Source organism: Thalassobacillus sp. C254 (assembly GCF_001310615.1).
On sequence record NZ_BAXQ01000002.1, the window covers coordinates 335736 to 348332 of the forward strand.

7 protein-coding genes and 5 pseudogenes are annotated in these 12597 nt (G+C 41.6%); 10 read left to right on the forward strand and 2 right to left on the reverse strand.

All coding sequences use genetic code 11. The annotated features are described in order from the left end of the window. Positions 1 to 27 precede the first annotated feature (27 nt). The 9 genes and pseudogenes from miaB to hfq all read left to right on the forward strand — a co-directional run bounded on the left by miaB (position 28) and on the right by hfq (position 10774). Positions 28 to 1643: pseudogene (miaB, locus tag JCM19033_RS04215) on the forward strand (tRNA (N6-isopentenyl adenosine(37)-C2)-methylthiotransferase MiaB). After that, on the forward strand, positions 1644 to 2075 hold the full coding sequence (locus tag JCM19033_RS04220; RefSeq protein ID WP_054635367.1) for a RicAFT regulatory complex protein RicA family protein: 432 nt from the start codon (positions 1644 to 1646) through the stop codon (positions 2073 to 2075). It begins immediately after the preceding pseudogene. Positions 2076 to 2522: 447 nt separating this feature from the next. After that, positions 2523 to 3098: an outer spore coat protein CotE gene (cotE, locus tag JCM19033_RS04225; protein WP_054635368.1), complete on the forward strand. Its 576-nt coding sequence runs from the start codon at positions 2523 to 2525 to the stop codon at positions 3096 to 3098. Positions 3099 to 3256: 158 nt separating this feature from the next. Then, positions 3257 to 5860, forward strand: a pseudogene (gene mutS / locus JCM19033_RS04230) (DNA mismatch repair protein MutS). A 24-nt stretch (positions 5861 to 5884) separates the two neighbouring features. Beyond that, positions 5885 to 7779, forward strand: a pseudogene (gene mutL, locus JCM19033_RS04235) (DNA mismatch repair endonuclease MutL). A 42-nt stretch (positions 7780 to 7821) separates the two neighbouring features. Beyond that, positions 7822 to 8115: a hypothetical protein gene (locus JCM19033_RS04240; RefSeq protein ID WP_054635369.1), complete on the forward strand. Its 294-nt coding sequence runs from the start codon at positions 7822 to 7824 to the stop codon at positions 8113 to 8115. Between the two features lie 656 nt (positions 8116 to 8771). Beyond that, the gene (locus JCM19033_RS04245) at positions 8772 to 9395 is read left to right on the forward strand and encodes a class I SAM-dependent methyltransferase (RefSeq protein ID WP_054635370.1); all 624 of its coding nucleotides are present in this window, start codon (positions 8772 to 8774) and stop codon (positions 9393 to 9395) included. A gap of 160 nt (positions 9396 to 9555) precedes the next feature. Then, positions 9556 to 10496, forward strand: a pseudogene (gene miaA / locus JCM19033_RS04250) (tRNA (adenosine(37)-N6)-dimethylallyltransferase MiaA). A gap of 35 nt (positions 10497 to 10531) precedes the next feature. Next, complete coding sequence (gene hfq / locus JCM19033_RS04255; RefSeq protein ID WP_054635421.1) at positions 10532 to 10774, forward strand: RNA chaperone Hfq; 243 nt, start codon at positions 10532 to 10534, stop codon at positions 10772 to 10774. A gap of 140 nt (positions 10775 to 10914) precedes the next feature. On the opposite strand, the gene JCM19033_RS04260 is transcribed toward hfq, so the two are convergent. Beyond that, the gene (locus JCM19033_RS04260; protein ID WP_198153403.1) at positions 10915 to 11442 is read right to left on the reverse strand and encodes a site-specific integrase; all 528 of its coding nucleotides are present in this window, start codon (positions 11440 to 11442) and stop codon (positions 10915 to 10917) included. Next, the gene (locus JCM19033_RS04265) at positions 11421 to 11897 is read right to left on the reverse strand and encodes a phage integrase N-terminal SAM-like domain-containing protein (RefSeq protein ID WP_054635372.1); all 477 of its coding nucleotides are present in this window, start codon (positions 11895 to 11897) and stop codon (positions 11421 to 11423) included. The genes JCM19033_RS04260 and JCM19033_RS04265 overlap by 22 nt, the downstream gene beginning before the upstream one ends. Positions 11898 to 12041: 144 nt before the next feature. Between JCM19033_RS04265 and JCM19033_RS04270 the strand changes: the two are divergent. After that, positions 12042 to 12590, forward strand: a pseudogene (locus tag JCM19033_RS04270) (AAA family ATPase); the annotation flags it as partial. Positions 12591 to 12597 lie beyond the last annotated feature (7 nt).

Below are 12597 nucleotides of genomic sequence, written 5' to 3' on the forward strand. Positions count from 1 at the left end.
ACCACCTGTAAGAAAGGAGTTAACACAATGAATGAAGAACAGCGCAGGCAGCAGCAAGGGTTAGAACCTGAAGCTGAGACAGAGTCAGTGGAAAAGAAACAGACTCCAAAGGAATACAGTAAATACTTCGACTTTTCAAAAGCAAGCATTGAATCTTCAGAAGACGGCAAACAATATATGAAAATAGGCGGCCGCAGTATTTTAATTAATGACCAGCCTGATTATAAAAAGGGAAAGCGAAGAGGGAAAGAGGAAGTGGAGGTTCATTATGATTTCTCCATCCCTGAAGAAATGAAAGAGATAGGCAAAGGGAAAAAGTACCTCATTCGCACATATGGCTGTCAAATGAATTACCATGACACGGAAAATATGGCTGGCATACTAGAAGGCATGGGCTTTGAAGCAACAGAAGAAACAAACGAAGCTGATTTTATTTTGCTTAATACCTGTGCAATCCGGGAAAATGCGGAAAACAAGGTGTTTGGGGAAGTAGGACACTTAAAGCCTCTCAAACAGGAAAAGCCAGAACTTATGTTGGCGGTATGTGGCTGTATGTCTCAGGAAGAAGCCGTTGTGAACCGAATTATGCAAAAGCATCAGCACATTGACTTAATCTTTGGAACACACAATATTCACCGCTTGCCTCAGCTCGTCCAGGAGGCACTTTATGGGAAAGAAATGGTGATTGAAGTCTGGTCCAAGGAAGGTGACGTTGTTGAAAATATGCCGCGAAAGCGGGAAGGCAAAACGCAGGCATGGGTGAACATTATGTATGGATGTGATAAGTTCTGTACGTACTGTATTGTGCCCTATACAAGAGGAAAAGAACGCAGCCGAGTACCAGAGGATATCATCGCTGAAGTAAGGGATCTTGCCAGACAGGGATATAAAGAAATTACTCTCCTTGGCCAAAATGTTAATGCATACGGCAAGGATTTAGATCAAGAGTACGGCTTAGGAGATTTGATGGATGAAATCCGAAAAATAGACATCCCACGTGTTCGCTTTACGACGAGTCATCCGCGTGACTTTGATGATCATTTAATTGAAGTTCTTGCAAAGGCGGCAATCTGGTTGAGCATATCCACCTGCCAGTTCAGTCAGGCAACAGTGAAGTGCTGAAGCTTATGGCCAGAAAGTATACAAGAGAACACTATGTGAAGTTAGCTGAAAAGATTAAAAAAGCTATTCCTAATGCTTCCTTTACTACTGACATTATCGTCGGTTTTCCTAACGAAACAGAAGAACAATTTGAGGATACCCTTTCGCTGATGAAAGAAATGGAATATGATAGTGCATATACGTATATTTATTCTCCTAGAGAAGGAACGCCAGCAGCTAAAATGAAAGACAATGTTCCGTTGGAAGTGAAAAAAGACCGCCTGGCCAGATTAAACAAAGTGGTCAATGATATTGCAGCTAAGAAGAACCTGGCCCTTCAGGATCAAGTGGTTGAGGTGCTTGTGGAAGGTGAAAGCAAAAAGAATCCAGATATCTTGTCAGGAAGAACACGTACCAATAAACTTGTAAACTTCGCTGGTCCAAAGTCTGTAATAGGTGAAATAGTATATGTAAAAGTAACAGAGGCTAAAACGTGGTCGCTCGATGGCCAACTTGTTGAACATGCAGAGGTGAATAAGTAGATGTCAGAACAATATGTAACAAAAAAAGAAGTCCTTTCCCAGGCAAAGGAACTAGGAAAGTTAATTGCAGGAACAGAAGAGGTTGATTTTTTTAAGCGAGCCGAAAAACAAATCAACCAGAACTTAAAAGTTCAGGAATTAATTGGTAAAATTAAGAAAAAGCAAAAAGAAGCTGTCAATCTTCAACATTATCAAAAAGGCGAAGCTTTGAAAAATGTTGAAAAAGAAATTGATGAATTGAATGCACAGCTTGATGAGATTCCAATTGTCAATGAGTTTAAAAGCAGCCAGACAGAAGTGAATGAACTTCTTCAGCTTGTATCCGGAACCATCTCTAATAAAGTGACAGATGAAATTATTACGTCAATGGGCGGAGATGTGCTTCAAGGCACGACAAATAAGAATCCGTTCTTAAACATTAATAACAAATAAGAAGCAAAGAAGGCACCTCCAAAATACTGACTTTTGGAGGTGCCTTCTTTTTTTGGTCTAGATAGGGAGCCACGGAAAAGGTTCTAATCGATTTCAGGAGCAAGGCAGCAGCCTTCCTGATCCTTCTTTTTAGCTCGAAAGCTTGAAGCAATCTGGCTCCTGTCCCTAAAAAAGGGTGCAGAAGGGCAACGTCTGCATAAGTAAATTAATTTTTTTCCTTACGCTGAAGAAAGGGCATTTTTCTTCATTTGCTGAGGAGTCGGACAATATTTTGTTCATGTTTTTAGAGCCTGTGCATAGGTATTAGGGGTGAGGACTACTTTTCTTATTTAACATCATGAGATAAAGGATAGGCAAATTCACCATTTGTTCTGCATAGGTATAGGTAAAAGCCTGATTGTACGTGCTGCGTCCAACAGGGGGCTATTCAAGAAGGAGGGAAGGGAAATGTCTCACGGTGAAGAAATAAAATATCGAGAGATTATCACGAAAGCAGTTTGCGGGAAAGGGAAAAAGTATTCAAAAGAGCATCATGTCGTTAAAACGCCGCACAAACCTTCAAGTATTTTAGGGTGCTGGATCATTAATCATAAGTATGAAGCTGACCGCAAAGGAGATAGTGTTGAAATAGCCGGGTTCTATGATATTAACATTTGGTATTCCTATGAGGATAATACTAAAACTGAGGTTACCACGGAGAATGTCCAATATAAAGAGTATGTCCCTTTAACCATGAGAGATAAAGAAGTCATGTCTGATGATTTTGATGTGATTGCAAGAACCATTAAACAGCCAAATACGTTGGAAGCATCCATTGGGGACAAAGACAGAGAGGTAAGGGTAGAAGTGGAGCGCGAGTTTGCAGCTGAAATTGTCGGAGAAACAAAGGTATGCATCCAAATTCATCCTGATGCTGAAGATCATGATTATGAGGATATTAAGTGGGATGAGCAAGTATCTGATGAAGAATTAAAAGAAATTGATACAGATTTTCTAGGAGGCAAGCACGATTATAAAGATTAAAACACCTGTAACCCAGGTGTTTTTCTTTTGTCTTTTGTTTTTTCCATTTTTGTTCTTTATTCTTCTGGTACTGCCCCTCTGATGAACAGAAAGAGAGTATGATATAATATGTGACAGCAAAATTGTACGAGTAGAAAGATAGACTTGGAGGAATTGTTGTGGCGAAAGAAACACCTATGATGAAACAATATAAACAAATAAAGGCCGAGCACCAGGATGCCTTTCTTTTTTTTAGACTTGGAGACTTTTATGAGCTCTTTTTAGAGGATGCGGTAAAGGCCGCCCAGGAGCTTGAGATCACGTTAACAAAAAGGGGACAAGGTGAAGACAGCATTCCGATGTGCGGTGTTCCTTACCATTCAGCCGAGCATTATATTACACAGCTGATAGCTAAAGGATATAAAATAGCCATCTGTGAACAGGTGGAAGATCCTCGGACAGCCAAAGGAGTAGTGAAGAGGGAAGTCGTTCAATTAATTACCCCAGGTACTGTAATGGATGGAAAAATGATTGATGAGAAGGAAAACAATTTTATAGGAGCTGTACATGACTTTGAAGACGGAACGGTAGCGTTGGCAAGAATTGACTTGACTACAGGGGAGTCTGTGGCCTCTCTTCTTACTGATGATCCAAAAGATTGGACAAGAGAACTTGCCGGAACCTCTGTCAAAGAGGTAGTTGTCTGCAGGGAAGCACCAGATCGGATTCTTGAAGAAATCAAGAAGCTGGGGATCACGGTTTCCTATGAAGACAATGCGGAGGTAGACCAGGCGTTTCACTCTTTGTGCCGCCATGTGCAGCAGGATAAGATCATACAAACGTATGCCAGGCTGACCAACTATTTGTCAAGCACTCAGAGAAGGTCGCTAGATCATCTGCAGGCCGTGGACATCTATAACCCTAACAACCATATGCAAATCGATGTTTTCTCTAAGCGCAATCTGGAACTTACTGAAACGATCCGGGAAAAAACAAAAAAAGGCTCCTTGTTATGGCTCCTTGATAAAACAGTGACTGCAATGGGAGGACGGTTACTGAAAAGGTGGATAGAGCAGCCTCTATTAGAAAAAGACAGTATTAAGGAGCGCCATTCACTTGTGTCCTCCTGGCTTGATAATTTCTTTGCAAGAGAAGATGTCAGAGACAAACTAAAAGAAGTCTATGATCTTGAGCGTTTATGTGGGAAGGTAGCATACGGAAATGTCAATGCAAGAGAGCTTGTGCAATTAAAACGATCTCTTTTACAAGTTCCGGGAATCATTGAAATCATCTCTTCTTTAAATAATGAGTACGCGAGCAAACAAATAGAAAGCGTGGATATATGCAGCCCATTAGTAGACTTATTGGAAAAAAGTCTGGTAGACGAGCCACCCATTTCTATTAAAGAAGGCGGCATGATTAAAGACGGCTACCATGAGCAGCTGGATGAATACAAGCATGCCAGCCGAAACGGCAAGGAATGGATTTCTTCTCTTGAGAAAAAAGAAAAAGAACGAACTGGCATCAAATCTTTAAAAATTGGCTACAACAAAGTATTTGGATACTACATAGAAGTCACCAAGGCAAATATTCCTTACCTTGAGGAAGGCTTATATGAAAGAAAGCAAACGCTCACGAATGCCGAACGCTTTATTACTCCGGAGCTTAAAGAGAAAGAAGCATTAATACTGGAGGCGACCGAGAATATAGAACAATTGGAGTATGATCTGTTTCTTGACATACGTGAACGTGTGAAAGACTACTTGGCTCCTTTGCAGCAATTGGCAAAAATCATTAGTGAAATAGACGTTCTTCAGGGTTTTGCAGTGTTAAGTGAAGAACAAAACTATGTTATGCCTGCGTTTTCTGAGAACAGAAAGGTTGTAATCAGAGAAGGAAGACACCCTGTCGTAGAGCAAATGATTGAGCGGGGTGAATACGTGGCCAATGATGTCACCATGGACAAAGAATGTGAAATGCTGCTTATCACGGGTCCAAATATGGCGGGGAAAAGCACGTACATGAGACAGCTTGCCTTACTGTCAATTATGGCGCAAGTAGGGTGCTACGTACCAGCTGCAAAGGCAGAGCTTCCTTTATTCGATCAGGTCTTTACAAGGATTGGAGCTGCAGATGACCTGGCAGCCGGGCAAAGCACCTTTATGGTAGAAATGCTTGAAACCCATCATGCGTTATCCAAGGCTACAGAAAACAGCTTAATCTTATTAGATGAAATTGGACGAGGAACCTCTACCTATGATGGCATGGCCTGGCACAAGCGATTATTGAACACATTCATAATAACATTGGAGCCAAAACGCTGTTTTCCACCCATTATCACGAGTTGACAGCCCTGGATCAGAATCTTCCTCGTATGAAAAATGTCCACGTATCCGCGATGGAAGAAGACGGAGAAGTTGTTTTTTGCATAAAGTCATTCCAGGGCAGGCAGACCGAAGCTACGGAATTTATGTAGCGAAGCTTGCGAGCCTCCCTGATTCTGTCATAGAGAGAGCTGAGGTGATCTTAAAAGAGCTTGAAGGTGGACAGTCTTTTGTGAAAACAAGATCTCTTGAAGATAATGAGAAAGAGGCATCTCCTCAGCAGCTTTCACTGTTTCAGGAAGAGCCAGCTGCTTTAAAGCACACAAAAGCTCCTGAAGAAAAAGCTTCCTCCCAGGCAAAGGGTGTGCTTTCAGAGTTAAAGAAAGCAGATGTGTTGAACATGAGCCTATTCAGGCACTGCAGACCTTATATGACTTGCAGCAAAAAATAAAAGACTGATAGACGCAGTATGGAGGTGAGGGCATGGGAAAGATTATTAAGCTTAATGATGAGCTTTCAAATAAGATTGCCGCAGGCGAAGTTGTAGAGAGACCAGCTTCTGTAGTGAAAGAGCTGGTTGAAAATTCAATTGATGCCAATAGTTCAAGAATTGAAATTGATGTGGAAGAAGGCGGGCTTTCAAAAATCCGCATCTTAGATGACGGAGAAGGAATGACGAGAGAAGACGCAGAAAATGCTTTTTTCCGCCATGCGACAAGCAAAATAAAAGATGAGCAGGATCTTTTCAAGATTTCCACACTTGGTTTAGAGGAGAAGCTCTGCCAAGTATTGCCTCTGTGTCCCGGCTGACCATTGAAACCGGAAATGGAGAGGGACCTGGCACGATGATTCGTTATCAAGGCGGCAAGCGAATCGCCTCCTCTTCTTCAAAAAGCAGGAAGGGAACCGAAATTACGGTGTTGGATTTGTTTTTTAATACGCCAGCCCGCTTAAAGTATATGAAAACCATTCATACAGAGCTCGGCAATATTACGGACGTGATTAACCGTCAGGCCCTTGCCCATCCGGATATTTCTTTTCGGTTGACCCATAATGGACGCCAGCTGTTATTTACTAATGGGAATGACGATCTGCTCCCTGTGATTGCAGCCATATATGGAAGGCAGACGGCAAGGAAGTTTTTGCCTTTATCAGTGAAGACTCTTGATTACGAGATAAAAGGATTCATTGCAAGGCCAGAAGTGACCAGAGCCACCCGCCAGTACATTTCTATTTTTATTAATGGACGATATATCAAGCATTTCCCCCTTCACAAAGCCATCGAGAAGGGATACCACACCTTGCTTCCCATTGGCAGGCATCCTCTTGTGGTGCTTCATATTACAATGGATCCGGTTCTTCTTGACGTCAATGTCCACCCTTCTAAATTGGAAGTCCGTTTAAGCAAGGAAGAGGAACTGTTAAAAGCCTGTGAAGAAGGAATACGAAATGCTTTTCGAGGGGAACAGCTGATACCCCAGGGGGAACTTCCAAAAGCAGCAAAACCAAAATCAGAACAAATAAGTCTCTCTTTGAATCGTTTTTCATCTTCTTCTGAAACGAGGATACATGCTCCTGAGGATCAGCCTCCTCCTCCCATGGATAGAAAGATAGTACCTCCGAGTGAAGAAAGGAAAGAAGAGGAAGATGAACATCCGGTGATGGAATCGATGGTTAAAGAATCATTTCCACTTTCAGGTCTATCATCTGACGTTCAAAAAGGTACTAAAGAAAAAGAGCTGGAAGAGACCGAAATACAGGAGGATTGGACGTCAGCTGAAGAGACACACGAGGCTCGCGTGCCGCCAATGTATCCTATCGGCCAGCTTCACGGGACATATATCTTAGCTCAAAATGAACAAGGATTGTACATTATAGATCAGCATGCAGCTCAAGAACGAATTAAGTATGAATATTTCAAAGAAAAAATTGGAGAAGTAGAACCATACTTGCAAGAGTTGCTGGTTCCTATTACTCTGGAGGTTTCACAGCCTGAAGCAGCCATTCTAGAATCCCACTCAGAAGCATTACAGGACGTCGGGATTTTTCTGGAGTCTTTTGGTCCTTTAACCTATAGAGTGACGTCTCACCCTGTTTGGTTTCCTAAAGGAGAAGAGGAGGAAACCATCAGAGACATTCTTGATCAGCTTTTTGAGGAAAGAAAGATCGATCTTCATCAGCTGCGTGAAGAAGCAGCTATTCTTATGTCGTGTAAAGCGGCAATCAAAGCGAACAGGCATCTAAAAGAGGAAGAAATCTTTTCCTTACTGGAGACGCTTAGAAAAAGCACAGACCCGTTTACTTGTCCTCACGGACGTCCTATCATTGTTCATTATTCCACCTATGATATGGAAAAAATGTTTAAGAGAATTATGTAGGCTAAAGCAGCAGGACAATGATTGTTTTAAGGAGGGAGCTTTGTGGAAAGATATAAGCTTGAAAGTGTCTGGATTGAGGGGGAAAAGGTACATTTTCATACTGGTCTGATAAAGGTCCCGAACTCTGGAGAAAATCACTCCTGGACGATTACGATTGAAACGGCCTATAGTGATTTCCTAAGTGATCTGCAGCAGCAAGGGAAGTTGGCCACGATAGAAATGAATGATGAAATTGGCAGAAGTCTGAAAGGCCGGGGATTTGTTTCCAGCTCGTCGTATACAAAGGAGTATCAGCGTTTTTTATTAACTGGAACGGCCCGGCTGACCGTCTCATAATGTTCACTTTCTCCTCGTTAATCAATCGGGAAATGTGGTATAATAAGTCAAAAAGACGTAAGGGGAGCGTGAAAACATGACAGGCTTGGATCTAATCGCGATCTTAGGAATCTCCGCTTTTGTAATTGGAGTAGGTATTATCATGGGGATTTACTTTCTTAAGCAGTCTGAATCAGATAAGTCTTAATTGGACAAGCAAAAAGCACCGGATGCCGGTGCTTTTTTGGTGCCTCTTTTTGTGGTGCCTGGCACCCTTATCTTATGTAATGTTACTGTAACACAGTAGAGACCAAAACCCCTGGTGGATAGGGTTTCTATTATTTTTTAAACTTTGGGTGCCAGCACTGGCATAAAAAGAATCAGCTGACATAGAAATAAAGAAAAGCTTTCCTATTAAAAAAGGGAGGAAGATACAATGTCAGCTGGTGAACTCCTTCTTATTATCAGCTTATCTACATTTATGCTTGGCATCGGTTTAATGGTTGCTTTTTCATTTTTATACCAGGCAAGAAAAAAAGACAGGTAAAAGGAATGATAATCGCAGACATGCGGTTTTTTTTTGCTTTTTTAAGAGCTAGGAAGCTTTTTATGGTCAAGTTGCCTCTTCAAGGGGTGAAAAATGGTATACTTGGAAAAGATAAAAAGCAGGTGATACCTTGATCATTACGACAAGTAAACAAGCAAAAGGCAATAAAGTACAACGAGCTCAATACCTTGCCGACAAGTGGGAGGTGCCGTTTGTCATTCGCAAAAAGGCATCGATGAAAGCACTGTTAAGAGAATGGAATCAGCCGGTCTATGTAGTGGAAAACGATACGGAAAAAATCTATCATCCCGATGAAGAGCATCCGTTTTATTTTCATCCAAGCATGGCCTGGTTGAGAGCAAAACGCCTTCTTAATAATGAAAGGGACACTTTCGTGGAAGCTGCTGGCCTTCAGGAAGGTATGTCGGTATTGGACTGTACAATGGGACTGGCTTCAGACAGCATCATAGCCAGCTTCTCTGCTGGAGAAAAGGGAAAGGTGACCGCTTTAGAAGGAAATCGGTATATGGCTGAAGCGGTGACCTGGGGACTTAAGGAGTGGAAAAGCGGGAATGAGTCTTTTGATGAAGCTTGTCAGCGAATAAACGTGGTGGTCTCTGACCACGTTACTTTTCTTCAAAAGCAGCAGTCAGATAGTTTTGATATCGTTTATTTTGACCCTATGTTTCATGAAACGATTGATGCATCGACTCATCTGCATCCCCTAAAAAACTTGCATGGTATAATGATTTGACAGCGGTAGCAGTAGAAGAAGGAAAGAGAGTGGCCAAGGAGAGAGTTGTGTTAAAAGATGAGGTCCATAGTCCTCGTTTTCATCTGCATGGCTTTATACCAAGAAAAAGAAAGAGCTCAAAGATTGCTTTTGGAACCATTGAAAAGAAAGAAGGAAACACATGAAGGAAAAATTGATCGCTGTAGTAGGACCGACTGCCGTAGGAAAAACAAAAGCAGGAGTGGAAATCGCCAGACATTTTAATAGTGAAGTCATCAGCGGCGATTCCATGCAAGTCTATAAAGGCCTTGATATCGGAACAGCTAAGGTGACTCCTGAAGAAATGGGGGAGGTCCCCCATCATATGATCAACATTAAAGAGCCTGGTGAATCTTTTACCGCTGCCGAATTTCAGGAGAAAGCCCGCCGTCTGGTTACAGATATAAACCAAAAGGGAAGGATTCCCGTTGTGGTAGGAGGGACCGGATTATACATACGAGCACTGACAAGAAACTTTTCATTTAATGAAGCAGAGAAGGATGAAGGTTTCAGAAAGAGTCTGGAGGAGAAAGCAGAGAAATTTGGGAAAGAGGCAGTACACCAAAAGCTTTGGGAAATAGATCCAAAGAGCGCTAAAGAGATTCCGCCTCAAAACCTTAGAAGAGTAATACGTGCTCTTGAAATCTATCATCTGACGGGCAAAACAATGGATCGATTTTATGAACAAGAAGAGGATGAAACGCCTATAATCTCCAATTGATCGGGTTATCGATGGAGCGGGAGAAATTATATCAAAGAATTAATGAACGAGTGGATCAAATGATGAAGGAAGGTCTTCTTGAAGAAGTTCAGTGGCTCTATGATAGAGGACTTCAAGGCAGCCAGTCAGCTAGAGGTATTGGCTATAAGGAACTTCTTATGCATCTCGAAGGGAAGGCGTCATTGTCAGAAGCCGTAGAGCTGCTGAAAAGAAATTCACGAAGATATGCCAAGCGGCAGTTAACATGGTTTCGTAATAAGGAAAACGTGGAATGGTTTGATATGTCTCAAGATAATCATAATGAAAAAATAAAAGAAATGATAAGCTTTTTAGAAGGAAAGTATGAAAAGGGCGTCGAATGAAAAGAAGTAGAGAAAAGAGAAGGGGATGGAAGCACATGAAGCAATCTGTCAATATTCAGGATCAATTTCTGAACACATTACGCAAGGATAATATCCCTGTGACTGTTTTTTTACTTAATGGTTTTCAGCTGCGGGGCACCGTAAAGGCATTTGATAATTTTACAGTTGTACTAGAAAGTGATGGAAAGCAGCAGCTAGTATACAAGCATGCCATTTCTACGTTTTCTCCCCAGCGAAATGTATCATTGCAAATTGACCCGGAGAACGCGAACAACTAAAAGAACATGCTCCTATGGAAACATAGGAGTTGTTTTCTTGCCAGTTATAAAATTTCACGTATCGTATTTAGTGTAATAATGGTAAATATATCCATCTAAGGGGCAATTCTAACTACCTCCTGTCTAAACAGCCTGACACCCTACGAGTAGGATGTCAGGCTGTTGTTTTTACTGGAAGCCGATTGTTCCACATACTGAATATATTTGGTCAACGTTAAAATAGTGCGTAAACCAAGTTTTTCTTTGACGGCTTCAGGAGGGACACCCTTTGTAAGTTCATTTACTATATACGTATTTCTAAAATGTTGGGCTGAAAGGCCTTTTCTCACCCCGGCTCTTTCAAGTTCCTGCCTGATCATCTTTTGAATAGCGACCTCAGTAAGCATTTTCGGAGAGTCATTTTCATAAGACCATCGGTATGTTTGTCGTTGAAAATCAAAAGCCACGAAGAGGGGATCATTGTCACGCTTAGGACGGACAGCATCAGGAACGGCCCTTAAATATTGAAATATCAATGCCTGATCCTTCCTGGAGAGGAGTACTTTTCGGCCGTTTCCAGAATCTTTAGGCACCAGGATAACTTTTTGAGAAAGATTGACATCTTTCATTCGCAGATAAGCCACTTCCTGCAACCTGAGACCATATTTTATAAACAGACGGAGCAACACGATATTACGAGGTGCGAGCAGCGGCCTGGAGCCTGTTGTTTCACAGACAACCCGGCATCTGAGGAAATAGAATCAAGAAGTTGTTTTTCCTCTGAGGGACTGATTAAGTCTTCTTTTTCCAATTCATTTTGGACCGCTTCCTCAATATGAAATCCTTCCATTGGGTTGGAAGAAAGGCGTCCAGTGGATTTCAAGTAAGCTCCGTATTGAGCTAGAACAGTTTGAATCCTTTTCAGAGTTCTCAGCTTATATCTTCTTTCCGTCTGCAGAAAGTGAAAATATTCTTCTATATTTTTTAATGTCAATTCATTTGTTTCGTGTTCGTGATCAGTGACCTCAACGAATCGATTAAAATCTGCAAGATCATATTTGTAACGCTTAATGGTGCTGTCTCGTTTATCTCTGCTTTTTAAAAAGCGGAGGAACTCCTCGGCAGATGCTGGCAAAGTAGACATGCTGCTTGTACCTCCTTTTCTTTTTTCCTTATTATAGCAAAGGTCTTCAGCTCTTCGTCACCAATTTTTTCATTTTGCGTATGATATGGGTAAACACCCAACCTGCATAACAGGCTAGTGAAAAGGAAAGCGGGGTGTCAGTCTATGCAGGCTTTTACAAATCGCAGGGAAAATGGGCAAATCCAAGTTCTTTTAAACAGAAACACTCCTGATCAATCGTTGAAAAATAAAAATGAAACACAGGAAGTAAGTGGTATAGAAGAACATTACCCTTTGCAGAAAACAGAACAGCGTCTGGATCAGTTAATTGGGTTAACGAACGTAAAAGAATATATACGAGAATTATATGCCTGGATTTATGTCAATCAATGCAGAAAAGATGCAGGACTGAAAACAGAAAAGCAGAACCTTCATATGATCTTTAAAGGAAACCCTGGGACTGGAAAGACAACAGTGGCCCGCATGATGGGTGAAATGTTAAAAGATATGAATGTCCTGTCCAAGGGGCATTTTATTGAAGCTGAACGCGCGGATCTAGTAGGAGAATATATTGGGCAAACAGCTCAGAAAACAAGGGAGATCATAAAAAAGGCTGTCGGCGGTGTGTTGTTTATCGATGAGGCTTATTCTCTGTCTCGCGGTGGGGAAAAGGATTTTGGCAAAGAAGCGATCGATACGTTAGTTAACACTATCGCACGGC